We start from the raw sequence: 24,470 nt of genomic DNA on the forward strand, positions 1-24,470 counted from the left end.
CCTTATAAAAAGTAGCGATCGCGGAAGGTCAACAGCGCCTTTTCAAAACAGCTAAACGGCGGGTGAACGATGCCCGCCCCAATCATGCCGATGCCCGCGTCTTTGTGGGCAATGGCGGTGTTAATGACCGGCAGAATGCCGCTACCCGCGACTCTGGTGATGTCGATGGCGGTCGGGATGCCCATAAACGAGAGCAGCGGAATGGTGACGTTCGGGTTTTCGCCGAGGGTGATTTCGCGCATCTGGCGAGAAAAATCGATGGCTTCCTCCACCGTGCCGCCCACCAGCGCAACGATGGCCGGGGCCGTCGCCATCGCAAAGCCGCCGATGCCATAGGTTTCGGTGATGGCGCTGTCGCCGATGTCCAGCCCGGAATCTTCCGGCTTGTAACCTGCGAACATCGGACCGATCACCTGCTGCGCCGGGCCGGTGAACCATTGTCCCGACAGGCCAGAAATGCGCAGGCCGAACTCATAGCCGTTGCGCGCCATGGTGGTGACGACGGTGCTGTACTCAATGCCATGGGCGGCGTCCAGCGCGGCCTTACACATTGCCATCCACGTCGGGCCGGAGAAGTAGTCGCTGCTGGCGACAAACTCAAATACCTCGCGCTGCTGCTCCACCGGATAGCCCGCCTGAATCAGCCCCGGCGTCAGCGCCTGGATCAGCAGCGTGGTGCCCGCGTTGTTGCGGTTGTGGCACTCGTCGCCCATGTGCAGCGCCTGCGCCAGCATCAGGCGCAGGTCGATTTCGCCGATAATCTTCATCGCGTCGCGCAGCATCGGGCCGAGCACGTCGCGCATCCAGTTCAGGCGGTCGATCACGCTCTGGTCGTTGGCCCCCATGCGCAGGATCTTCGCCATCTGCTCGCTGAGGTTGGTGAACGCGCGGTTGCCGTAGGTTTTGTTCTCCACGATGTGCATAAACATCGACGCGGAGGTGACGCCCGCCATCGAGCCCACGCAGTCGTGCTCGTGGCACGGCGAGAACGTAATATCTCCCGAGGCGGCGAGCCTTGCCGCGTCGTCCAGGTCTTTCGCCAGCCCTTCAAACACCAGCGCCCCGGTGACCGCCCCCTTCATCGCCCCGCACATGTTTTCCCAGGAAACCGGCGGACCAGCATGCAAAATGGTGGTGCGGGTCATGCCCGGCACAACGTTAATGGCCTGATCAAAACCTACCAGCACCGGATGGGACTGAATAATGCGCTCAAGGGCGATGTGGTTGGCGGCGGCGATTTTCTCCGCCAGCGGTTTTTCCGCCAGCTGGTCGAGCGCCTCCACGACCTGCATATTGCCCTGCCCCGGCGGCGTCCAGTCGAGCTGGGTGACAGGAACGTGCTGTTTTTTGAGATCGTCGCTGAACATCGCAATGCCGACGTTAATCACGTTCAGCGGCTGGTTGAATAAGGTGGTCATTATGCTTTCTCCCCTTTGCAGACAAATTCGCGCGCCAGTAATCCGGTATTGGTGCTGCTGCTGGCCCAGATGACGCCTGCGTCAGTCAGCAGCTGGCACTGCTGCGCCAGCGACTGCGGATCCTGATCGGTGCCGAGCACGTAGCCGAGAATTTCCAGCGGACGGTTATCGGCCTTCGCGATGGCCTGCGCCTCTTTGATGGCATCGATCATCACGCCGACCGGATCCTCGTGCGCGCCGAAGCCCAGCACGAAATCCATCACGATGACGCCCACCTCAGGATCGCGCGCCTCCTGCAGCAGGCGGCTGATGCGGTTGGTCGGGTCGATCATCGGGTGCGGCTTGCCGTTGGTGAAGTCGTCGTCGCCGAAGTCGAGGAAGGTGTGGGCTTTACTGGCATTGATGTCGCTCAGGCGCTTAGCCGGATCCGGCTGGATGTTGCTGTAAACATCGTCAAATTTCTCCAGCGCGGCAAACATCGCTTCGTCGCACAGGGTGCCGCCGCAGAACAGGCCGCGAATATACTTCTGCTGCGGCGTCAGGCGGGCGCGTACCTCTTCAATCAGCGGCCAGTTGAGCGGATGCAGGTCAAGGGACTCTTTTTTGATGCCGGTAAGCAAGACCGTCTTCAGAGCCGCCTCTTTGGTACCGCGGGCAAACTGCAGGCCGTCTTCATCGGCGGGCGGTTCGCTGCGGCCGAGGAAGCAGACAACCACCGGCTTGCGGCAGGCACGCGCGCGGGCCAGCACCTTTTCTGCCACGGCAGGAGCCGCTGGTTTGGAGATCAGCGCAATCACCTGGGTCGCGTCGTCCGCTTCCAGCATGTCGATGGCGTCGAGCATCATCAGGCCGCCGATTTTCTCGCTGAGATCGCGCCCGCCAGTGCCAATCAGCTGCGACACGCCGCCGCCGAATTCGTGAATGCGCACGCTCAGCTCCTGGCTCCCGGTGCCGGAGGCGCCGACGATGCCAATCGAGCCGCGGCGCACCGCGTTAGCAAAGCACAGCCCCGCGCCGTTGATGATGGCAGTGCCGCAGTCCGGCCCCATCATCAGCAATCCTTTCTGGTGCGCCAGCTGCTTCAGCGCCAGCTCGTCGTCGAGCGACACGTTATCGGAAAAGAGCATGACGTTAAGATCGTTTTCCAGCGCCTGCCGCGCTTCGCGGGCGGCGAAGGTGCCGTTGACGGAAATCACCGCGAGGTTGCTGTCCGGACGATGGGTTTTGGCGCTGGCAATTGTGGCGTAGCGCGCTTCATGGGAACCCGTGCTCTCTTTACGCGTGAATAACGCTTCAATAGCGGCCAGGGTTTCATCATTCGCCGCGTCGCCTTTAATCACGATCATCAGGTCGCCGTTTTTGGCGTCCGATAATTCCGGCGTCAGCAGCCCGAGATTTTTTAATACGCCTTTATTCATTTCCGTCGCCATCGCCACAAACGCCTGCTCGACGCCCGGTAATTTATTGGCTTTGGTAGAAACCGACATCAATGACACCGAATCAAAATATGTATTCTTTTTTATGACGATTTTCGTTGGCATTATTTTCTCCTGAACGCGGATAAAAGGGGGCCGCCGTCGTGCAGAATGCACGTCGGTAAAAATACTGTTTGAATTAACGGCCAGCCGGAAGTGGCTGGCCGAATGCGTTATGCGCCCGCCGCCAGCAGCAGGTCAGCTATTGCATCGAAACCTTTTTCCCGCGCCAGTTCGAGCGGGGTTTTGCCATATTTATCGGTCATGTGCGGGTTCGCGCCGTGGTCCAGCAACAGCTTCACAATTTCCTGCTGCTTCGCGCCGCCGTCGTTGAGCACGATGGCTTCCAGCAGCGGCGTCCAGCCGACAAAGTTGGTGTGGTTAACGTTGATATCGGTTTTTTCCAGCAGCTCGCGGACGATCTCAACGTGACCCTTTTCACTGGCAGGGGTAATGCCCACGCCGCCGAAGCGCGTCAGACGGTCAAGATCCGGATTCGCCGGAAGGACAATACGCAGCAGGGTTAAATCGTTAGTCAGGCAGCTGATGAGGAAAGGGTTAAAGCAGGTCTGATCCTGTTTATCAATATCCGCCCCGGCGGCGATTAATAACTCTACGCAGGAATAATGCTTTTTCAGGCTGGCAATAATAACCGCCGTTCTTTTCTGGCGGTTGGTGGCGTTAATATCCACGCCTTTCTCCAGACAGGCTTTTAGCGCATCGCTATTGCCCTCTTCTGCCGCCAGCAGAAATTCAGTAACGAGTTCAGTTGCAGACATATTCAGACTCCTGATGTTTGTATTTCTGTTGACCTGAGAATAGCAACAGCCTGGTCATAAAAGAATCCGCTTAAAAAGGATTCATCGACAGTCAATTCATTGTTGAGGTAAATTCAACAGTCCGGCTAAAACGTGCGTCTGTGCAACCTTTTTCTTATGTTTCACCGCTTTTTAGCGCGCCAGCCTGCATTATGCTTATGTCTGATGAAGCCTTGCCGAGTGCGGACTTCGGCAAATAGTCAGAACTGTGATCGGCTTCAAATGCGTTGTAACAGCGTTGTTAAAATATGTTCAAAACTGATGGCTGAAGGGAGTGAGATATGAATTCCATCTTTACCGAAGAAAATCTGCTGGCCTTCACCACCGCGGCGCGCTTCGGCAGCTTCAGCAAAGCCGCCGCCGAACTGGGCGTGACGACCTCTGCCATCAGTTACACCATTAAGCGCATGGAGACCGGGCTGGACGTGGTGCTGTTTGTACGCAACACGCGCAGCATTGAGCTGACCGAATCCGGGTTTTACTTTTACCGTAAGGCCACCGACCTGCTGAATGACTTCCACGCCATCAAGCGCGGGATTGATACCATTTCACAGGGCATTGAGGCGCGGGTGCGCATCTGTATTAATCAGCTTTTGTATACCCCGCGCCACACCGCCAGGCTGCTGCAGGTGCTAAAAAAACAGTTTCCCACCTGCCAGATTACGGTGACGACCGAGGTCTACAACGGCGTCTGGGATTCGATCATCAACAATCAGGCCAATATCGCGATTGGCGCGCCGGATACCCTGCTCGACGGCGGCGGGATTGATTACACCGAGATCGGCGCCATTCGCTGGGTCTTTGCCATCGCGCCGGAACATCCCCTCGCCTTTGTTCCCGAACCGATAGCGGAGAGCCAGCTGCGCCTGTACCCCAACATCATGGTGGAAGATACTGCGCATACCATTAACAAGAAGGTCGGCTGGCTGCTGCACGGACAGGAGGCCATTCTGGTGCCGGATTTCAACACCAAGTGCCAGTGTCAGATCCTGGGTGAAGGGATTGGCTTTTTGCCGGAATACATGGCGAGGGAGGCGGTGGAGGATGGGCTACTGATAACGCGGCGCATCAACAACCCGCGTCAGGACTCGCGCATGCTGCTTGCCACGCAGCATGCGGCGACCGGCCAGGTGACGCGCTGGATCAAACAGCAGTTTGGTCCAGCGGGCGTGCTGACGAGCATCTATAGCGATTTACTGTGGCGCGCTTAGCTTTTGGTTTGGACCCAAAACGCGTGGATAAGACCGGGAATATAGCCCAGTAAGGTCAGAAGAATATTCAGGATAAACGCCCAGCCAAACCCTTTACCAAGCAGCACGCCCAGTGGAGGAAGAATAATCGTAAAAACAATACGCCAAAAACCCATAAAGTCTCCCTGCAAGCTAACCAGTTGAAAATAAAAAGAGTATCTACTCTAAGCGTAGCCAGTTTATCGGCTTATGCCATAGTGCTCCCTCCCTTTTACCCTCTTTTACGCTTTTGACACTGGTTTAACAGGACCATTTAGTTTAGCATTTACTTAATTAAGAAAACACTAAACTAATATGACCGAACTCGAACAACTTCAGGCCAGCGCAGGGCAGGCCGCCGCGCTTTTGAAAGCGATGAGCAATCCGCGTCGGCTGCTGATCCTGTGCACATTATGTGGCGCACCAGGCACCAGCGCGGGCGATCTGGCGCGCGCCACAGGGCTTAGCCCCTCCGCCACATCGCAGCATCTGGCGCGTATGCGTGAGGAAGGGCTTATCGACAGCACCCGCGAGGCGCAGCGCATTCTCTATTTCATTAAAAACGATGCGGTGCATCAGCTCATCAGCACCCTGAAAACCCTTTATTGCCCGTAAGGAGCCGCTATGTCACTTCCACTGATTACCCCGCAACAGGCCAACGCCCGCGTGGCTGAGGGGGCGAGACTGATCGATATTCGTGATGCCGACGAATATGCCCGCGAGCATATTTCCGGGGCACAGTCGGTGCCGCTGGATACGCTACCCGGCGGGCTTAACGCGCGGGCAGGTGAAACGGTGATTTTCCACTGCCAGTCCGGCGCCCGTACCGCAGGGAACGCTGTCCGCCTTGCGCAGGCCGCCGGGCCCGCTCAGGCATTTGTTGTCGAGGGTGGCATTCAGGGCTGGAAACAGGCGGGCCTGCAGACCATCGAAGATAAAGCCCAGCCGCTCCCGCTGATGCGTCAGGTGCAAATTGCCGCCGGGCTATTGATTCTCTGCGGCGTGGTGCTGGGCTACAGCGTCTCTGAGGGCTTTTTCCTGCTTAGCGGTTTTGTGGGTGCCGGGCTGCTGTTCGCAGGTCTGACGGGATTTTGCGGCATGGCGCGGCTGTTAAAGGTGATGCCATGGAACCGGCGTACCTCATAAGCAGTAATCAATGAATTACGCTGTACCCGCCGCCAGACGTGGGCTAAGGTGAAGATCGCTAAAACAATGAGGAGGTCATATGTTTTCTGTTGGTGATTATGTGCAGCCGCGTAAAGGCGGTCCAAAGCTGAAGGTGCTTGAAGTAGATGGTGAAAGCGTGGTGGCGGTACAGGCCAGCAATGAACAGGGTGAGAAATATACCCTCAAGGCCGCAGACCTGGCGCTCTATACCGAAGAAGGCGATTTCGGCGTCTGCTGAACAGATAACCGGGCGGACTCTTCCGCCCGGCCTGCGGATTAGATCAGAAAATCATCCAGTGATTTACCGTTTGCCAGCGCGCTGGCAATAGGTTTCGGCGTGCGGCCCTGACCGGTCCACGTTTTTTCTTCACCGTTCTGGTCGATAAAACGGTATTTCGCTTCACGCGGCTTGCGCTTTTTCACCGGCTTACCCGCCTGCGCCAGTTCTGAACCCAGCAGGTCGGTCGGAGAAATACCATCGGCTTTCATCAGTTCCAGCAGAGCATTAATTTTTTCCTGCTGTTCAGCGCGCTGCTGCTCTAATTCCGCCAGCTCATTGCGTTTCTCTTCAGTAACGACCCTGACTTTTCCCAGCATTTCCTCAAGAACGTCCAGGGATAATTCACGCGCCATCGCGCGCAGAGTTCGGATATTATTAAGATTCTGTAACGTCAAAGACATATTATTTGAAAACCTTTTCTTTGGGGTAAATAGATAAATCGGGCACAGAATAATTCATTTCAGTTGAAATATCTACCCAGGGGTCTGTGCGGGCATAAGTGTAAATATATTTAAATATCACCGTTAATAATAGCGCATAACGTTTGTGGGAAACCGGCAGCTCCAATCACCGAATCAATATAAATGGTCAACTTTAATCCAAATCTCAGCATACTGCGCTCCCGTCAGGAGAGCGGATTTATGCCTCAGAAGCAAAAAACATTAACATATTGATTTATAAAGATAATATCTTGAATAAGACAGATTATAACGAACCAGACAAAAAACAACCAATTTTAGAGAATTTTGTGGTCAAAAGACGATTAAATAAAAATTAATCACTAGTTGTTAGTTCAAACGTAGAGATATACGCTATACACGTCAAACAAACCAACCTAAAGCACTAATCGCTGAAGGAAAACCGATTCCACTGCGTTCTTCTCAAGGAGTTCAGACATGTTCTCGCCGCAATCTCGCCTGCGCCACGCGGTGGCGGATACTTTCGCGATGGTTGTCTACTGTTCCGTTGTGAACATGCTGATTGAAATATTCCTCTCCGGAATGACCTTCGAGCAGTCACTTTCGTCTCGCCTGGTGGCGATCCCGGTCAATATTATTATCGCCTGGCCTTACGGGTTATACCGCGATGCGGTCATGCGTTTCGCGCGCCGTATTAGCCCGGCTGGCTGGATGAAAAACCTTGCCGACGTGCTGGCGTACGTCACGTTCCAGTCTCCGGTCTACGTGGCTATTTTGCTGACAGTGGGCGCGGACTGGCACCAGATCGCCGCAGCGGTCAGTTCAAATATCGTGGTATCCATGCTGATGGGTGCGGTATACGGCTATTTCCTCGACTACTGCCGCCGCCTGTTTAAGGTCAGCCAGTACAGCCAGGCAAAAGCGTGATGTGAAGCGACTGGCGAAAGCCAGTCGCAGCTTTACTGTACGTCGCCAAACAGTCCCTTCAGAAACCGCTCCAGCGCCATACGCGAACTAAAACCGTGCGGAATACCATAATGTTCATGCCGTTCACCGCCTAAATAGAGCGGAAATTGCTGATAGTGATCGCAGGTTTTAATATCCGAGGCAGGCTCAGCAAATGACAGACTTCTGTCTTTCAGCGTCGGGTGAATAATGAGAGCGGTACGTCCCATCCTGGCTTCACGATTAACATAAACATAATTCTCGCCGCGGCGATATCCATACGCTTTTGGCGTCACCTCATCCATGGTGAATCCCTCTTTTTCAAGAACGCGTGCCACCTCGTCAGGTCGTAAATACATATCTTTTCCTCGTTATCTTTTCCTGCCCGGCAACCTTACAGTAATCAGCATTAGCAGGGCTTTCAGAATAGTCCATAAACTGGCTGATAACGCGTGACGCGCTTCAGGTATTAAATTTCTGAACTAAACTAAACGGGAACACAAAATTACGGAGGATCGTATGTTTAACAGACCGAACCGAAACGATATTAACGACGACGCGCAGGATATTCGTAATGATGTCAGCCAATTAGCGGACACGCTGGAGGAAGTGCTGAAATCCTGGGGCTCCGATGCGAAGGATGAAGCAGATGCCGCGAAACGTAAGGCTCAGTCTCTGCTCCGTGAAACCCGCGCCCGTATGAACGGACGTTCACGCGCCACGCAGGCTGCCTGCGACATGGCCAGCTGTGCAACCACCTTCGTGCGCGAAAAACCACTTTGTACGCTGGGAACGGTGGCGGCGGTCGGCATTTTTGTCGGAGCCCTGCTCAGCCTGCGTAAGTAAGCCCCGTTCTCAACCCCGGTAGCCTCAGGCGCCGGGGCTTTTTTATGCCTGCAAGCCTGAGAAACCCGTACAGCCCGCCCTGCCCCGCTGTGCTCATCACTCAGGCAATATCAATCTAAATTTCCCATATCTTGTATGGTTGAATCTTTTATCAACTACATCTAGTATTCCTTTTAGAAAGACACACAACCTATGACGCGTTAACTCGCGCCGTTTTCTCATTCTAAATGGAAATACGAATCATGAGCATTATTATTTACACTCGTAACAATTGTGTTCAGTGTCACGCCACCAAACGGGCGATGGAGAGCCGAGGCGTGGCGTTTGAGATGGTGAATATCGACCTGGTGCCCGATGCCGCAGATACCCTGCGCGCACGGGGTTTCCGCCAGCTTCCGGTAGTGATTGCCGGGGAGACAAGCTGGTCTGGCTTTCGCCCGGACATGATTAACCGCCTGAGCGCGCAGGCCACGCGTGCATGAGCAGTCTGGTCTACTTTTCCAGCAGCTCGGAAAACACGCTTCGGTTTATGGAGCGTCTCGGGCTGCCCGCGGTACGCATTCCGCTCAACGAGTGGGAGCGTATTCAGGTAGACGAACCTTACATTCTGGTGGTGCCCAGCTATGGCGGGGGCGGTACGGCGGGAGCGGTGCCTCGCCAGGTGATCCGCTTTCTGAACGATCCTCATAACCGGGAGCTGATTCGGGGCGTGATCGCGGCGGGGAATCGTAATTTCGGCGATGCCTTCGGCCGTGCCGGGGATGTTATCTCTCAAAAATGCGGCGTGCCGTATCTCTATCGTTTTGAACTGATGGGGACACAGCAGGACGTAGAAAACGTGCGTAAAGGAGTGAACGAATTTTGGCAACGACAACCGCAGAACGGGTGATTCAGGCGACGCCGGACTACCACGCATTAAACGCCATGCTTAACCTCTATGACCGGGAGGGGCGCATCCAGTTTGGCAAAGATCACGAGGCGGTGGACGCCTTTTTTGCTGCCCACGTACGCCCGAACAGCGTGACCTTCGCGAGCCAGAATGAGCGTCTCGACTATCTGGTTAACGAGGGTTACTACGAGGAGCGCGTCCTGGCCCGCTACGATCGCCCCTTCGTGGTAAAACTGTTTGAACGCGCCCACGCCAGCGGTTTTCGTTTTCAGACCTTCCTCGGCGCGTGGAAGTACTACACCAGCTACACCCTGAAAACCTTCGACGGCAAACGCTACCTGGAAAGCTTTGAAGATCGCACCGTGATGGTGGCGCTGACGCTGGCCCAGGGTGATGAAGCGCTGGCGGAACAGCTAACCGACGAGATCCTCTCTGGCCGCTTCCAGCCCGCCACGCCGACCTTTCTCAACTGCGGAAAAGCCCAGCGTGGCGAGCTGGTCTCCTGCTTCCTGCTGCGTATTGAAGACAATATGGAGTCGATTGGCCGTGCGGTGAATTCGGCGCTACAGCTGTCGAAACGCGGCGGCGGCGTGGCGTTTCTGCTCTCGAACCTGCGGGAGGCAGGCGCGCCGATTAAGCGCATCGAAAACCAGTCCTCCGGCGTCATCCCGGTGATGAAGATGCTGGAAGATGCCTTCTCATACGCCAACCAGCTTGGCGCACGTCAGGGCGCGGGCGCGGTTTATCTGCACGCGCACCACCCGGACATTCTGCGTTTTCTGGATACCAAACGTGAAAACGCCGACGAAAAGATCCGCATCAAAACCCTGTCGCTCGGCGTGGTGATCCCGGATATCACGTTTAAGCTGGCTAAAGAGAATGCCGACATGGCGCTCTTCTCACCGTATGACGTTGAGCGGATTTACGGCAAAGCCTTTGGCGACGTGGCGATAAGCGAGCTGTACGACGAGCTGGTGGCCGACGATCGCATTCGCAAAAAATACCTCAACGCCCGCGATTTCTTCCAGACGCTGGCCGAAATTCAGTTTGAATCCGGCTATCCGTACATCATGTTTGAGGACACGGTGAACCGCGCCAACCCGATTGCCGGGCGCATCAACATGAGCAACCTGTGCTCGGAGATTTTGCAGGTCAACAGCGCGTCCAGCTTCGACGAGAACCTGGACTATGCGGAGATCGGCAAAGATATCTCCTGCAACCTTGGTTCGCTGAATATTGCCCACACCATGGATTCGCCGGATTTTGGCCGCACGGTAGAAACCGCCATTCGCGGGCTGACGGCGGTCTCCGACATGAGCCACATCCGCAGCGTGCCGTCCATTGAGGCGGGCAACGCCGCGTCGCATGCCATCGGCCTTGGGCAGATGAACCTGCACGGCTATCTGGCGCGGGAAGGCATCGCCTACGGCAGCCCGGAGGGGCTGGATTTCACCAATCTCTATTTCTACACCGTCACCTGGCACGCGCTGCATACGTCGATGCTGCTGGCGCGCGAGCGCAGCCAGCGGTTCGCGGGTTTTGAGCAGTCGCGCTACGCCAGCGGAGAGTATTTCAGCCAGTATCTGGAAGGCGACTGGCAGCCGAAAACCGAAAAAGTGCGCGAACTGTTCACCCGCGCGGGGATTACCCTGCCGACGCGCGAGATGTGGCAGCAGTTACGTGACGACGTGATGCGCTACGGCATTTATAACCAGAACCTGCAGGCCGTGCCGCCGACCGGTTCGATTTCCTACATCAACCACGCCACGTCGAGCATTCACCCGATCGTGTCGAAAATTGAAATCCGCAAGGAAGGCAAAACCGGGCGCGTTTACTACCCTGCACCGTTTATGACCAACGAGAACCTGGCGCTCTATCAGGACGCGTACGAAATCGGCCCGGAAAAAATCATCGATACCTACGCCGAGGCCACGAAGCATGTGGACCAGGGGCTGTCGCTGACGCTCTTCTTCCCGGACACCGCCACCACGCGGGATATCAACAAAGCGCAGATCTACGCCTGGAAGAAAGGCATCAAAACGCTGTACTACATTCGCCTGCGCCAGCTTGCGCTGGAAGGCACCGAAATCGAAGGCTGCGTGTCCTGCGCGCTGTAAGGAGAAAGGATGAAACTGTCACGCGTGAGTGCCGTTAACTGGAACAAAATCCAGGACGATAAAGACCTGGAAGTATGGAACCGCCTGACCAGCAACTTCTGGCTGCCGGAAAAGGTGCCGCTCTCCAACGATATTCCGGCCTGGCAGACGCTGAGCCACGCCGAACAGCAGCTGACGATCCGCGTCTTTACCGGCCTGACGCTGCTGGACACCATTCAGAATACCGTGGGGGCCCCCGCACTGATGAGCGACGCGCTGACGCCGCATGAAGAGGCAGTGATGTCGAACATCAGCTTTATGGAAGCGGTGCATGCCCGCTCTTACAGCTCGATTTTCTCCACCCTCTGCCAGACCAAAGACGTGGACGCTGCCTACGCCTGGAGCGAAGAGAGCGCGTCGTTGCAGCGCAAGGCGGAGCTGGTGCTGGAATATTACCGCGCCGACGAGCCGCTGAAGAAGAAGATCGCCAGCGTGTTTCTGGAATCTTTCCTCTTCTATTCCGGCTTCTGGCTGCCGATGTACTGGTCGAGCCGGGGCAAGCTCACCAACACCGCCGACCTGATCCGCCTCATCATTCGTGATGAAGCGGTGCACGGGTATTACATCGGCTATAAATATCAGAAAGGGCTGGAGAAAGTCAGCCCGGAAAAACGCGACGAACTCAACGATTTTGCCCTCGATTTGCTGATGGATCTGTACGATAACGAGCTGAGCTATACCGAAGAGCTGTACGCCGGAACAGGCTGGGAAGAGGACGTAAAAGCGTTCCTCTGCTACAACGCCAACAAGGCGCTGATGAACCTGGGCTACGAGGCGCTTTTCCCGCCGGAGATGGCGGAGGTAAACCCGGCAATCCTCGCGGCGCTGTCGCCGAATGCCGACGAAAACCACGATTTCTTCTCCGGGTCTGGCTCGTCGTACGTAATGGGAAAAGCGGTGGAGACGGAAGATGAGGACTGGGATTTTTAATATAATGAATTAACGTTCATTAATTAAATATAATCGCATTATTTTCACACTACAATTTCACCAGACACTACACTGTAATTTCCCCGTCATATTCGCCTGAATCACACCGATTCAGGCGAAATTTCCCGATGCAGCAGCAAAAAAATGAGAAAAATTCAACGTACCCCCAGCCCTTTATTCATGGGAAATGCAGCCGTTTCGCTTGTGGCAAAATTCGCGCTTACGGCGGACTCAGGGTTGTCTCAGATTCTCAGTATGTTAGGGTTATGCCCGTTAACAATTTACCATGGTAATCATATCGACATAAACAAATAACAGGACACTCTCTATTGCATGGCAATTAAATTAGAAGTGAAAAATCTTTATAAAGTATTTGGCGAGCATCCGCAGCGCGCATTCAAATATATTGAGAAAGGCCTTTCGAAAGAGCAAATTCTGGAAAAAACCGGGCTATCGCTTGGCGTTAAAGACGCCAGTCTGGCCATTGAAGAAGGCGAGATTTTTGTCATCATGGGGTTATCCGGTTCGGGTAAATCCACTATGGTTCGCCTTCTCAATCGCCTGATTGAACCCACCCGCGGGCAGGTGCTGATTGACGGCGTGGATATCGCCAGAATATCAGACGCAGAGCTTCGCGAGGTGCGCAGAAAGAAGATCGCAATGGTGTTCCAGTCATTCGCGCTGATGCCGCATATGACGGTGCTGGATAATACCGCCTTTGGCATGGAATTAGCCGGTACGCCCGCTCAGGAACGTCAGGAAAAAGCCCTGGACGCCCTGCGTCAGGTTGGGCTTGAGAATTATGCGCATGCGTACCCGGATGAACTTTCTGGCGGGATGCGTCAGCGCGTGGGATTAGCCCGCGCATTAGCCATTAATCCAGACATATTATTAATGGATGAAGCCTTCTCCGCGCTCGATCCGTTAATTCGCACCGAGATGCAGGATGAGCTGGTAAAATTACAGGCCAGACATCAGCGCACGATCGTTTTTATTTCCCATGATTTAGATGAAGCCATGCGTATTGGCGACCGAATTGCGATTATGCAAAATGGGGAAGTGGTGCAGGTCGGCACGCCAGATGAAATTCTAAATAATCCGGCAAATGATTATGTCCGCACCTTCTTCCGCGGCGTGGATATTAGTCAGGTCTTTAGCGCTAAAGATATTGCTCGCCGAACCCCGAACGGCATTATCCGCAAAACGCCAGGCTTCGGCCCGCGATCCGCGCTGAAGCTGCTGCAGGACGAAGACCATGAATACGGTTATCTGGTTGAACGCGGCAATAAATTTGTCGGCGTTGTCTCCATCGACTCCCTGAAAACCGCACTCAGCGAAAACCAGGGAATCGATGCGGCGTTGATTGACGCTCCGCTTGCCGTGGACGCTGAAACGCCGCTCAGCGAGTTGCTCTCCCACGTGGGTCAGGCGCCGTGCGCCGTGCCGGTCGTCGGTGAGGAACAACAGTACGTCGGCATCATCTCAAAACGGATGCTGCTGCAGGCTTTAGATCGCGAGGGGGCAAACAATGACCGATCAAACTAACCCGTGGGGCACCACAGAAGCTGCGGACAACGCTGCGCAATCCGCCGACGCGTGGGGCTCCACGCCAGCACCTGCCGACGGTGGCGGTACGGCGGACTGGCTGAACAGCGCACCCGCGCCTGCGCCGGAGCACTTCAATATTATGGATCCGTTCCATAAGACGCTGATCCCTCTGGACAGCTGGGTCACGGAAGGGATCGACTGGGTGGTCACCCACTTCCGTCCGGTCTTTCAGGGTATCCGCGTCCCGGTGGATTACATCCTGAATGGCTTCCAGCAGCTGATGCTGGGCATGCCAGCGCCCGTAGCGATTATCCTGTTCTCGCTGATCGCCTGGCAGTTCGGTAGCGCGGGTATGGGAGTCGCCACGCTGATCTCCCTGATTGCCATCGGCGCGATTGGCGCCTGGTCACAGGCGATGATCACCCTGGCGCTGGTGCTGACCGCCCTGCTCTTTTGCATTGTCATCGGGCTACCGATGGGGATCTGGCTGGCACGCAGCCCACGGGCGGCGAAGATTATTCGTCCCCTGCTGGATGCGATGCAGACCACCCCGGCGTTCGTTTACCTGGTGCCTATCGTAATGCTGTTCGGCATCGGTAACGTGCCAGGCGTGGTGGTGACCATTATCTTCGCCCTGCCGCCGATTATCCGTCTGACCATTCTGGGCATTAACCAGGTGCCGGCGGATCTGATTGAGGCATCGCGTTCGTTCGGCGCCAGCCCGCGCCAGATGCTGTTTAAGGTTCAACTCCCGCTGGCGATGCCGACCATTATGGCAGGCGTTAACCAGACGCTGATGCTGGCCCTGTCGATGGTCGTCATTGCCTCGATGATCGCCGTTGGCGGTCTCGGCCAGATGGTGCTGCGCGGTATTGGTCGTCTCGATATGGGGCTGGCCACCGTCGGCGGCGTCGGGATTGTGATCCTCGCCATTATTCTTGACCGCCTGACCCAGGCTGTCGGTCGTGATTCCCGCAGTCGCGGCAACCGTCGCTGGTACACCACCGGCCCTGTCGGGTTACTCGCCCGCCCATTTATAAAATAAGGAACAACGATGCGACATAGCGTACTTTTTGCCTCAGCGTTTGCCACCCTTGTCTCCACCAGCGCGTTTGCCGCTGACCTGCCGGGCAAAGGCATTACCGTGCAGCCGGTGCAGAGCACCATTTCGGAAGAGAGCTTCCAGACCCTGATCGTCAGCCGCGCGCTGGAGAAGCTGGGCTATACGGTCAACACGCCGAGCGAAGTGGATTACAACGTGGGCTATACCTCGATTGCCTCCGGTGACGCCACCTTTACCGCGGTGAACTGGCAGCCGCTACATGACGACATGTATGCCGCCGCCGGTGGCGACAAAAAATTCTACCGCGAAGGCACCTTTGTGACCGGTGCTGCGCAGGGATACCTGATTGATAAGAAAACCGCCGATAAGTACCACATCACCAACATTGAACAGCTGAAAGATCCGAGGATCGCCAGACTGTTCGACACCAACGGTGACGGTAAAGCCGACATGATGGGCTGCTCGCCGGGCTGGGGCTGTGAAGCGGTGATTAACCACCAGAACAAAGCGTTCGATCTGGCAAAAACGGTCGACGTGAGCCACGGCAACTACTCGGCGATGATGGCCGACACCATTGCCCGCTTTAAAGAAGGCAAGCCGGTGATCTACTACACCTGGACGCCGTACTGGGTGAGCGACGTGCTGAAGCCGGGCAAAGACGTGGTGTGGCTGCAGGTGCCGTTCTCCGCCCTGCCGGGCGAGCAGAAAAATATCGACACCAAACTGCCGAACGGCATGAACTACGGCTTCCCGGTGAACACCATGCACATCGTGGCTAACAAAGCCTGGGCGGAGAAAAACCCGGCGGCGGCGAAGCTGTTCTCGGTGATGAAGCTCCCGCTGGCGGACATCAATGCCCAGAACGCGATGATGCATGCGGGCAAATCCTCTGAGGCCGATGTGAAAGGCCACGTGGACGGCTGGATCAAAGCCCACCAGCAGCAGTTTGATGGCTGGGTGAAAGAGGCGCTGGACGCGCAGAAGTAAAAAATACAACACAACCTAACCCCTCACCCTAACCCTCTCCCCAAAGGGGAGAGGGGACTTTATACACCCTCTCCCCTTTGGGGAGAGGGCTGGGGTGAGGGGGCTTAACCGCACAAACACACACATAACAATCCCCCAACATTCACAATCATTAGCTATTATGGTTCCCGGAAAAATAATCACTTAACTCACGATCCCTGAACCTAATGACTAAAACAACTCAAGGGCTTAGCCCCGCACTTATCCTTTTAATGTCCGTGGCAACAGGTCTGGCGGTCGCTAGCAACTATTACGCTCAGCCTCTGCTCGACACCATCGCTCGCGCATTCAATCTCTCAGCCAGCTCAGCGGGCTTCATCGTGACGGCAGCACAGCTTGGCTACGCCGCCGGGCTGCTGTTCCTGGTGCCGCTCGGCGATATGTTTGAGCGCCGGATGCTGATCGTCTCAATGACCCTGCTGGCAGCAGGCGGCATGTTGATCACCGCCAGCAGCCAGTCGCTGACGATGATGATCGTCGGTACCGCGCTAACGGGGCTGTTCTCCGTGGTGGCGCAAATTCTGGTCCCCCTCGCCGCCACGCTCGCCTCGCCGGAAAAACGCGGCAAAGTGGTCGGCACCATCATGAGCGGCCTGCTACTCGGAATTCTGCTGGCGCGAACCGTTGCCGGGCTGCTGGCAAGCCTCGGCGGCTGGCGCACCGTATACTGGGTGGCGAGCGTGTTGATGGTCATCATGGCGCTGGCGCTGTGGCGCGGGCTGCCGAAGGTAAAGCAGGAGAACCACCTGAATTACCCGCAGCTGCTGGCCTCCGTTTTCAGCCTGTTCACCCAGGATAAACTGCTGCGCACCCGCGCTCTGCTGGGGTGTTTCACCTTCGCCAACTTCAGTATTCTGTGGACGTCGATGGCCTTTCTGTTGGCCGCACCGCCGTTTAACTATTCCGAAGGGGTGATTGGTCTGTTCGGCCTGGCCGGTGCCGCAGGCGCACTGGGCGCGCGTCCCGCAGGCGGACTGGCCGACAAGGGCAAATCCCACCTGACCACCTCTGCAGGGCTGGTTTTACTCCTGCTCTCCTGGGCGGCCATCTGGTATGGACACGTCTCGGTACTGGCGCTGATCGTCGGTATTCTGGTGCTCGACCTGACCGTGCAGGGCGTGCATATCACCAACCAGACCGTGATTTACCGCGTGAAGCCCGAGGCGCGTAACCGCCTGACGGCCGGATACATGACCAGCTACTTCATTGGTGGTGCGGCGGGTTCGTTAATTTCAGCGTCGGCGTGGCAGCATGCTGGCTGGTCAGGCGTGTGTGGGATAGGGGCAATCGTCGCCGCGCTTAACCTGCTTGTATGGTGGCGCGGCTACCATCGCCAGGAGGCGATTCACTAAGTTTTACATTGCTTTGGGCCTCTTAGGGTGTAAAGGGGCCCTGCAGTCTGTTAATGTAAACGTAATCATTTATCCCAGAAATTTTAATGTGGGTGACATATCTACAATTGGCATGAATAGTTCAGACCCCCGTCCCCACATCCTCTCTTCAGCGGGTTTATACCCTACGCTTTCTGTGCTCACCGGGTCACGGATTTACCCGGCGCTCTCTGATGGTGACATAAATTTGGCGGATATAACCGCACAAATAATTCATTTACATTATTTGTCACCGTCGTTACTATATCGGCTGTAATTAATGAGGTTATGCCCAAAATGGATAGTTCGTTTACGCCCATTGAACAAATGCTTAAATTCCGCGCCAGTCGTCATGAGGACTTCCCGTATCAGGAAATCCTGCTGACCCGCCTGTGCATGCACATGCAGGGTAAGCTGCTGGAAAATCGTAATAAAATGCTGAAAGCTCAAGGGATTAACGAGACGTTGTTTATGGCGTTGATTACGCTGGAGTCTCAGGAAAATCACAGCATTCAGCCTTCTGAGCTGAGCTGCGCGCTGGGATCGTCACGTACCAACGCGACCCGTATTGCCGATGAGCTGGAAAAGCGCGGCTGGATTGAACGCCGCGAGAGCGATAACGATCGCCGCTGCCTGCATCTGCAACTGACCGATAAAGGTCACCAGTTCCTGCGCGAGGTGTTGCCACCTCAGCACAATTGCCTGCACAAACTGTGGTCTGCCCTCAGCCCTGCCGAGCGCGACCAGCTTGAGCACATCACTCGCAAGCTGCTTACTCGTCTGGATCAGATGGATGAAGACGGCGCCGTTCTTGAGGCGCTGCGCTAACGCGACGACACGCTCAAAATCCAGATTTAAAAAAGAAAACCGACAGGCCAGCACGTCACACTGCTGGCCTTTCTGACAACAGGTCGGCTCAGCCGATGTGAAAATAAGAAGATCGTGGAGAACAACAATGAGCGCAAATGCGGAGAGCACTACCCCGCAGCAACCGGCCAACAAGAAAGGCAAACGTAAGAGCGCCCTTCTTCTGTTGACCTTGCTCTTTATTATTATTGCCGTGGCATATGGGATCTATTGGTTTTTAGTATTGCGTCATGCAGAAGAGACTGACGACGCATACGTGGCAGGGAACCAGGTTCAGATTATGGCGCAGGTGTCGGGCAGCGTGACGAAAGTCTGGGCTGACAATACCGACTTTGTGCAAAAAGGCGATGTGTTGGTGACCCTCGATCCAACCGACGCCCAGCAGGCCTTTGAGAAAGCCCAGACCGCGCTGGCCTCCAGCGTTCGTCAGACCCGCCAGCTGATGATCAACAGTAAACAGCTACAGGCCAACATCGATGTGCAAAAAACCGCACTCGCGCAGGCGCAGAGCGACCTGAACCGCCGTGTACCGCTCGGCACCGCCAACCTGATTGGCCGTGAAGAGCTGCAACACGCGCGCGACGCGGTTGCCAGTGCCCAGGCGCAGCTGGATGTGGCGATTCAACAGTACAACGCCAACCAGGCGATGGTGCTTGGTACCAGCCTCGAAAACCAGCCCGCCGTACAGCAGGCGGCGACCGAAGTGCGCAACGCGTGGCTTGCCCTGCAGCGTACCAAAATCGTCAGCCCGATGACCGGCTACGTCTCCCGTCGCTCCGTCCAGCCGGGGGCGCAGATTAGCCCGACCACGCCGCTGATGGCGGTGGTGCCGGCAGACAACCTGTGGGTAGACGCCAACTTTAAAGAGACGCAGCTTGCCCATATGCGTATCGGCCAGACCGCGACGGTCGTCAGCGACATCTACGGCGATGACGTGAAGTACACCGGGAAAGTGGTCGGTCTGGATATGGGGACCGGCAGCGCCTTCTCCCTGCTGCCTGCGCAAAACGCCACCGGTAACTGGATCAAAGTGGTTCAGCGTCTGCCTGTGCGTATTGAGCTGGATGCCAAACAGCTGGCGGATCACCCGCTGCGTATCGGCCTCTCTACGCTGGTGACGGTCGACACCGCCAACCGCGACGGTCAGATCCTGGCAAGCCAGGTTCGCAGCAGCCCGGCTTATGAAAGTAACGCCCGTGAAATTAGCCTCGATCCGGTCAACAAGCTGATCGATGACATCGTGAAGGCAAACGCCGGTTAATCCGAAGGTGAGCGTTATGCAACAGCAAAAGCCGCAAAAACCGCTGGAAGGCGCGCAGCTGGTCATCATGACCATTGCGCTGTCGCTGGCGACATTCATGCAGGTGCTGGACTCCACCATCGCAAACGTGGCGATCCCAACCATCGCCGGTAACCTTGGCTCATCCCTGAGCCAGGGGACCTGGGTCATTACCTCGTTCGGGGTGGCAAACGCCATCTCCATTCCGATCACCGGCTGGCTGGCGAAGCGCGTCGGTGAGGTGAAGCTGTTCCTCTGGTCGACGATCCTGTTCGTGCTGGCCTCCTGGGCGTGCGGCATGTCCAGCAGCCTGACGATGCTGATCTTCTTCCGCGTCATTCAGGGGATTGTGGCCGGGCCGCTGATCCCGCTTTCCCAGAGTTTGCTGCTGAACAACTACCCGCCCGCCAAACGCTCCATTGCGCTGGCGCTGTGGTCAATGACCGTAATTGTCGCGCCGATTTGCGGACCGATTCTCGGTGGCTACATCAGCGATAACTACCACTGGGGCTGGATCTTCTTTATCAACGTACCGATTGGTGCGCTGGTCGTGTTGATGACCCTGCAGTCTCTGCGCGGTCGCGAAACGCGTACCGAGCAGCGGCGAATTGATGGCGTGGGGCTGGCGCTGCTGGTCGTCGGCATTGGTAGCCTGCAGATCATGCTCGACCGGGGTAAAGAGCTGGACTGGTTTGCCTCGTCGGAAATCATCGTCCTCACGGTCGTTGCCGTGGTTGCCATCAGCTTCCTGATTGTCTGGGAGCTGACGGACGATAATCCGATAGTCGATCTCTCGCTGTTCAAATCGCGAAACTTCACCATCGGCTGTCTGTGTATCAGCCTCGCCTATATGCTCTACTTCGGCGCGATTGTGCTGCTGCCGCAGCTGCTGCAGGAGGTTTACGGTTATACCGCAACCTGGGCGGGTCTGGCGTCTGCGCCTGTGGGGTTAATACCGGTTCTGCTGTCGCCGATTATTGGCCGCTTTGCCCATAAGCTCGATATGCGCAGGCTGGTGACGTTCAGCTTCATCATGTACGCCGTGTGCTTCTACTGGCGCGCGTATACGTTCGAACCGGGAATGGACTTTGGCGCCTCCGCGTGGCCACAGTTTATTCAGGGCTTTGCCGTGGCGTGCTTCTTTATGCCGCTGACCACCATTACGCTCTCCGGCTTGCCGCCTGAGCGCATGGCGGCGGCATCAAGCCTGTCGAACTTTACGCGAACGCTGGCAGGCTCGATTGGTACGTCGATCACCACCACGCTGTGGACGAACCGTGAATCGATGCACCATGCGCAGCTGACCGAAGCGGTGAACCCGTTCAACCCTAACGCTCAGCAGATGTACAGCCAGCTTGAGGGGATGGGGATGACGGAGCAGCAGGCGTCCGGCTGGATTGCCCAGCAGATCACCAACCAGGGGCTGATTATCTCGGCGAACGAGATTTTCTGGATTTCGGCGGGGATCTTCATCGTCCTGCTGGGGCTGGTGTGGTTTGCCAGACCGCCGTTTGGCGCCGGTGGCGGCGGCGGAGGGGCGCACTAATTCGCGTTGTCCAGAACGCGACAGCGATTGTCAGTTTCGATAAAGCAGCGCTCCTGAAATCAATTCACGATAGTGAAAAGACAACAGGAGCGCATCATGCTGAACACACCCGCCGACAAATACCAGCCTTATCCCACCGTTTCATTGCCCGACCGCCGCTGGCCGGAGCAGACCATCACCCGCGCGCCGCGCTGGCTCTCGACCGACTTACGCGACGGCAACCAGGCGCTTGCCGAGCCGATGGACAGCGCCCGCAAACTGCAGTTCTGGGAGCTGCTGCTGGGCTGCGGATTCAAAGAGATTGAGGTCGCCTTCCCGTCCGCCTCGCAGACCGACTTCAACTTTGTCCGCCAGCTTATCGAAGAGAATCGCATCCCCGATGACGTCACCATTCAGGTATTAACTCAGGCGCGGGAAGATCTCATCCGTCGCACTTTTGAATCCCTGCGCGGCGCGAAGCAGGCCACCGTTCATCTCTATAACGCCACCGCCCCGCTGTTCCGCCGTCTGGTATTCGGCATGGAAAAAGCGCAAATCGTCGAGCTGGCGACGCGCGCCACCCACCTGATTCGTCAGCTGTGTGAAGAGAACCCTGACACCCGCTGGCAGTACGAATACTCCCCGGAAACGTTTTGCTTTACCGAGCCGGAGTTTGCGCTGGAGATTTGTGAAGCCGTGGCGGAGATCTGGCAGCCGTGCGAGGCGCGTCCGATGATCATTAACTTACCGGCCACCGTCGAAGTGAATACGCCGAACGTCTATGCCGATCAGATCGAGTATTTCTGTCGCCACTTCAGCCGTCGCCACGACGTTTGCATCAGCGTGCATCCGCATAACGATCGCGGTACCGGCGTCGCCAGCGCGGAGCTGGCGGTGATGGCCGGGGCAGACCGCGTGGAGGGCTGCCTGTTTGGCAACGGCGAGCGCACGGGCAACGTCTGTCTGGTGACGCTGGCGATGAATCTTTACAGCCAGGGCGTTAGCCCGAACCTGGACTTCAGCGACATGAATCGGGTGGTGGAAGTGGTGGAAGCCTGCAACCAGCTGCCGGTGCACCCACGCCATCCCTGGGCGGGTCGGCTGGCGTACACCGCCTTCTCCGGCTCGCACCAGGATGCCATCAAGAAAGGCTTTGATGCCCGTAAGCCTGGCGATCGCTGGGAGATGCCGTATCTGCCTGTCGATCCGCAGGATATCGGCTGCACCTATGAAGCGGTGATCCGCGTGAACAGCCAGTCAGGAAAAAGCGGAAGCGCGTGGCTCATTGAACAGAACCACGGCCTGAAATTGCCTCGCGCCCTGCAGCAGGATTTTAGCCAGCACGTGCAGCAGGAAACGGATCGCCACGGGAAAGAGATGACGCAGAACGCGCTGTGGCAGCTGTTCCGCACCCGCTACGGGCTGGTAACGACGCCGCAATTTGCGCTGCAATCGTACCGCAGCGACAGCCAGCAGGACGGCCAGCTGCGGCTGACGGCAAGCGTCGTCACGCAGGGGGGAACGCGCCAGCTGGAGGGTCAGGGAAACGGTTTGCTCTCTGCCGCCGCGCAGGGCTTAAGCCGCTGGGTTAACGCGCCGTTTGTGATAAAGGATTATCACGAACATACGTTAGGCGAACGCAGCGACAGCCGCTCGGTGGCTTATATCCGCTGCCTGTTCCAGGACGGCAGCAGCCACTGGGGCGTGGGCATCGACAGCGACGTGGCGCGCGCGTCGATTCAGGCGCTGTTTAACGCGGTTAGTCGTTCTTAAAGTAATCGCTGGGTGAGAGACCCATCACCCGGCGAAACATTGCCGTAAAGGCGCTGTGGCTGCCATAACCCAGATCCAGCGCCACGCGTAATACCGGCTGGCCCTGCGCCAGCCGCACTAAAGCTTCCAGCAGTCGCGCCCTTCTCACCCACTCACCGTAGCTCACGCCCGTCTGCTGCTGAAAATGGCGGTTCAGGGTACGCTCGCTCATCCCTACCATGCTCGCGGCCTGCGCGCTGCTCCAGCTTTCCCCCGCGTTTTGCCGGATTTGCAGACACAGATGGCGTAATGCCTCACTTTCTGGCTCCGGCAGATAAAACGGCAATGCCGGCATCATGCGGATTTCATCGAGGATCAGCTCATAGACCCGTTCATCGCGGCTGCCGGGTGAGTACGATTCAGGTAAAGCAAGGGAAACGAGGATCAGCTCGCGCAACAGCGGCGTGATCTGCACGATCTGGCAGGTGGCCGGGAGATCGGCGCGCGCCAGCGGATCGATAAACAGCGTGCGGGCTGCGACATTGCCGGTGATTCGAAGAGAGTGCTGTGTCCCCGCAGGGAGCCAGACGCCGCGACCGGGCGGCACCACCCAGCAGCCGGATGCGGTATCGACCCGCACCACGCCAGTCAGGCTGTGCAACAGCTGAGCGCAGTCGTGCTGGTGCCACGGCTCGCTGTCGCCGTGAACGTAATCATGGGCAAACGGAACGAGGGGGCGATGGGCAAAGGAGAAGGTTGCGGTTGTGGTCATGAGGTTAAACCACCCTCACCCTACCCTCTCCCTGAGGGAGAGGGAAAAGGTGCACTAGATGTGCAGTTCCTGCAGTTTTTCTTTTGGCAGGGCCAGCTCTTCGTTGCTGTTCACGCGAACGTCGCGTTCGATGATGTGGCGCGCGATTTCCTGCGCTTCTTCCAGAGAGTGCATCTGGTAAGTCCCGCACTGGTAAACGTTCAGCTCAGGGATCTGGTTCTGCTCTTTCACCTTCAGCACGTCTTCCATCGCCGCTTTCCACGCATCTGCAACGCGCGTCTCGTCAGGCACACCAATCAGGCTCATGTAGAAACCGGTACGGCAGCCCATCGGAGAGATATCGATGATCTCAACGCCGTTGCCGTTCAGATGGTCACGCATGAAACCCGCGAACAGGTGCTCCAGGGTATGAATGCCTTTCTCTGGCATCACTTCTTTATTCGGCACGCAGAAACGCAGATCGAAGACGGTGATCGTGTCGCCGTGCGGGGTGTGCATGGTCTTCGCCACGCGAACTGCAGGTGCTTCCATACGGGTATGGTCGACAGTAAAGCTATCTAATAACGGCATACGTCACCTCCGACAGTGATTTTTTTTAAAATAAACTGAACTCTTCTACAGAATGCACGTCTGAGTATATGAAAGACGCGCATTTGTTATCATCATCCCTGAATTCAGAGATGTATATTTTGGCCA

26 protein-coding genes are annotated in these 24,470 nt (G+C 56.5%); 18 read left to right on the forward strand and 8 right to left on the reverse strand.

All coding sequences use genetic code 11. From position 1 onward, the window contains the following. Positions 1 to 2: 2 nt before the first annotated feature. From ACWKXT_RS14820 to ACWKXT_RS14830, 3 genes are all read right to left on the reverse strand, one after another. Complete coding sequence (locus ACWKXT_RS14820) at positions 3 to 1,418, reverse strand: oxamate carbamoyltransferase subunit AllG family protein (protein ID WP_454532751.1); 1,416 nt, start codon at positions 1,416 to 1,418, stop codon at positions 3 to 5. Continuing rightward, entirely contained in the window at positions 1,418 to 2,959 is a 1,542-nt protein-coding gene (gene fdrA / locus ACWKXT_RS14825; RefSeq protein WP_454532752.1) for an acyl-CoA synthetase FdrA, read from the reverse strand. Before fdrA ends, ACWKXT_RS14820 begins: the two co-directional genes overlap by 1 nt. 107 nt (positions 2,960 to 3,066) lie before the next feature. After that, entirely contained in the window at positions 3,067 to 3,672 is a 606-nt protein-coding gene (locus ACWKXT_RS14830) for an ankyrin repeat domain-containing protein (protein WP_454529149.1), read from the reverse strand. Between the two features lie 320 nt (positions 3,673 to 3,992). Here ACWKXT_RS14830 and ACWKXT_RS14835 point away from each other — a divergent pair, with 320 nt between their 5' ends. Continuing rightward, entirely contained in the window at positions 3,993 to 4,922 is a 930-nt protein-coding gene (locus ACWKXT_RS14835) for a LysR substrate-binding domain-containing protein (RefSeq protein WP_217480492.1), read from the forward strand. On the opposite strand, the gene ACWKXT_RS14840 is transcribed toward ACWKXT_RS14835, so the two are convergent. Next, positions 4,919 to 5,077, reverse strand: coding sequence for a YqaE/Pmp3 family membrane protein (locus ACWKXT_RS14840; RefSeq protein WP_014884952.1), 159 nt, complete (start codon positions 5,075 to 5,077; stop codon positions 4,919 to 4,921). The genes ACWKXT_RS14835 and ACWKXT_RS14840 overlap by 4 nt on opposite strands. Positions 5,078 to 5,255: 178 nt before the next feature. Between ACWKXT_RS14840 and ACWKXT_RS14845 the strand changes: the two genes are divergently transcribed. The 3 genes from ACWKXT_RS14845 to ACWKXT_RS14855 all read left to right on the forward strand — a co-directional run bounded on the left by ACWKXT_RS14845 (position 5,256) and on the right by ACWKXT_RS14855 (position 6,345). Further along, complete coding sequence (locus ACWKXT_RS14845) at positions 5,256 to 5,555, forward strand: ArsR/SmtB family transcription factor (RefSeq protein ID WP_080330201.1); 300 nt, start codon at positions 5,256 to 5,258, stop codon at positions 5,553 to 5,555. A 9-nt stretch (positions 5,556 to 5,564) separates the two neighbouring features. Further along, a complete protein-coding gene (locus ACWKXT_RS14850) occupies positions 5,565 to 6,086 on the forward strand; it encodes a rhodanese family protein (RefSeq protein ID WP_454532753.1) in 522 nt (173 codons plus the stop codon). A 79-nt stretch (positions 6,087 to 6,165) separates the two neighbouring features. After that, entirely contained in the window at positions 6,166 to 6,345 is a 180-nt protein-coding gene (locus tag ACWKXT_RS14855; RefSeq protein ID WP_454529151.1) for a hypothetical protein, read from the forward strand. Positions 6,346 to 6,383: 38 nt separating this feature from the next. Here ACWKXT_RS14855 and stpA read toward each other — a convergent pair whose 3' ends face one another. Continuing rightward, positions 6,384 to 6,788 carry a DNA-binding protein StpA gene (gene stpA / locus ACWKXT_RS14860; RefSeq protein WP_454532754.1) on the reverse strand — a complete coding sequence of 135 codons (405 nt, stop codon included), beginning with the start codon at positions 6,786 to 6,788 and terminating at the stop codon, positions 6,384 to 6,386. A 495-nt stretch (positions 6,789 to 7,283) separates the two neighbouring features. Between stpA and alaE the strand changes: the two genes are divergently transcribed. Continuing rightward, the gene (alaE, locus tag ACWKXT_RS14865; RefSeq protein ID WP_454529153.1) at positions 7,284 to 7,733 is read left to right on the forward strand and encodes an L-alanine exporter AlaE; all 450 of its coding nucleotides are present in this window, start codon (positions 7,284 to 7,286) and stop codon (positions 7,731 to 7,733) included. A gap of 32 nt (positions 7,734 to 7,765) precedes the next feature. Here alaE and ACWKXT_RS14870 read toward each other — a convergent pair whose 3' ends face one another. Further along, positions 7,766 to 8,110 (reverse strand): DUF2002 family protein, encoded by a 345-nt coding sequence (locus ACWKXT_RS14870; protein WP_023308923.1) that lies wholly within the window; start codon positions 8,108 to 8,110, stop codon positions 7,766 to 7,768. A gap of 160 nt (positions 8,111 to 8,270) precedes the next feature. Here ACWKXT_RS14870 and ACWKXT_RS14875 point away from each other — a divergent pair, with 160 nt between their 5' ends. The 13 genes from ACWKXT_RS14875 to leuA all read left to right on the forward strand — a co-directional run bounded on the left by ACWKXT_RS14875 (position 8,271) and on the right by leuA (position 23,023). Beyond that, positions 8,271 to 8,597: a DUF883 domain-containing protein gene (locus tag ACWKXT_RS14875; RefSeq protein WP_023308924.1), complete on the forward strand. Its 327-nt coding sequence runs from the start codon at positions 8,271 to 8,273 to the stop codon at positions 8,595 to 8,597. A gap of 242 nt (positions 8,598 to 8,839) precedes the next feature. Beyond that, entirely contained in the window at positions 8,840 to 9,079 is a 240-nt protein-coding gene (gene nrdH / locus ACWKXT_RS14880) for a glutaredoxin-like protein NrdH (protein ID WP_454532755.1), read from the forward strand. Then, positions 9,076 to 9,486 (forward strand): class Ib ribonucleoside-diphosphate reductase assembly flavoprotein NrdI, encoded by a 411-nt coding sequence (gene nrdI / locus ACWKXT_RS14885; RefSeq protein WP_454532756.1) that lies wholly within the window; start codon positions 9,076 to 9,078, stop codon positions 9,484 to 9,486. Before nrdH ends, nrdI begins: the two co-directional genes overlap by 4 nt. After that, positions 9,459 to 11,603 (forward strand): class 1b ribonucleoside-diphosphate reductase subunit alpha, encoded by a 2,145-nt coding sequence (nrdE, locus tag ACWKXT_RS14890; protein WP_454532757.1) that lies wholly within the window; start codon positions 9,459 to 9,461, stop codon positions 11,601 to 11,603. The genes nrdI and nrdE overlap by 28 nt, the downstream gene beginning before the upstream one ends. Positions 11,604 to 11,612: 9 nt before the next feature. Next, a complete protein-coding gene (nrdF, locus tag ACWKXT_RS14895) occupies positions 11,613 to 12,572 on the forward strand; it encodes a class 1b ribonucleoside-diphosphate reductase subunit beta (RefSeq protein ID WP_454529156.1) in 960 nt (319 codons plus the stop codon). Positions 12,573 to 12,905: 333 nt separating this feature from the next. Beyond that, positions 12,906 to 14,117, forward strand: a complete 1,212-nt coding sequence (proV, locus tag ACWKXT_RS14900) for a glycine betaine/L-proline ABC transporter ATP-binding protein ProV (RefSeq protein ID WP_454532758.1) — start codon at positions 12,906 to 12,908, stop codon at positions 14,115 to 14,117. Further along, the gene (proW, locus tag ACWKXT_RS14905) at positions 14,101 to 15,165 is read left to right on the forward strand and encodes a glycine betaine/L-proline ABC transporter permease ProW (RefSeq protein ID WP_454529157.1); all 1,065 of its coding nucleotides are present in this window, start codon (positions 14,101 to 14,103) and stop codon (positions 15,163 to 15,165) included. The genes proV and proW overlap by 17 nt, the downstream gene beginning before the upstream one ends. Positions 15,166 to 15,174: 9 nt before the next feature. Then, a complete protein-coding gene (gene proX, locus ACWKXT_RS14910) occupies positions 15,175 to 16,170 on the forward strand; it encodes a glycine betaine/L-proline ABC transporter substrate-binding protein ProX (protein ID WP_454532759.1) in 996 nt (331 codons plus the stop codon). 206 nt (positions 16,171 to 16,376) lie between these two features. Then, a complete protein-coding gene (locus ACWKXT_RS14915; protein WP_080330192.1) occupies positions 16,377 to 17,561 on the forward strand; it encodes an MFS transporter in 1,185 nt (394 codons plus the stop codon). A gap of 315 nt (positions 17,562 to 17,876) precedes the next feature. After that, entirely contained in the window at positions 17,877 to 18,407 is a 531-nt protein-coding gene (mprA, locus tag ACWKXT_RS14920) for a transcriptional repressor MprA (RefSeq protein ID WP_429057692.1), read from the forward strand. Positions 18,408 to 18,534: 127 nt separating this feature from the next. Further along, the gene (emrA, locus tag ACWKXT_RS14925) at positions 18,535 to 19,707 is read left to right on the forward strand and encodes a multidrug efflux MFS transporter periplasmic adaptor subunit EmrA (protein WP_045909303.1); all 1,173 of its coding nucleotides are present in this window, start codon (positions 18,535 to 18,537) and stop codon (positions 19,705 to 19,707) included. A 16-nt stretch (positions 19,708 to 19,723) separates the two neighbouring features. After that, entirely contained in the window at positions 19,724 to 21,271 is a 1,548-nt protein-coding gene (gene emrB / locus ACWKXT_RS14930; protein WP_454532760.1) for a multidrug efflux MFS transporter permease subunit EmrB, read from the forward strand. A 96-nt stretch (positions 21,272 to 21,367) separates the two neighbouring features. After that, the gene (leuA, locus tag ACWKXT_RS14935; protein ID WP_454532761.1) at positions 21,368 to 23,023 is read left to right on the forward strand and encodes a 2-isopropylmalate synthase; all 1,656 of its coding nucleotides are present in this window, start codon (positions 21,368 to 21,370) and stop codon (positions 23,021 to 23,023) included. On the opposite strand, the gene ACWKXT_RS14940 is transcribed toward leuA, so the two are convergent. After that, a complete protein-coding gene (locus ACWKXT_RS14940) occupies positions 23,010 to 23,774 on the reverse strand; it encodes an AraC family transcriptional regulator (protein ID WP_454532762.1) in 765 nt (254 codons plus the stop codon). The genes leuA and ACWKXT_RS14940 overlap by 14 nt on opposite strands. A 54-nt stretch (positions 23,775 to 23,828) precedes the next feature. Continuing rightward, the gene (luxS, locus tag ACWKXT_RS14945; protein ID WP_454532763.1) at positions 23,829 to 24,344 is read right to left on the reverse strand and encodes an S-ribosylhomocysteine lyase; all 516 of its coding nucleotides are present in this window, start codon (positions 24,342 to 24,344) and stop codon (positions 23,829 to 23,831) included. Between the last annotated feature and the right edge of the window lie 126 nt (positions 24,345 to 24,470).

The sequence above is a fragment of the Enterobacter sp. UPMP701 genome (assembly GCF_053709515.1).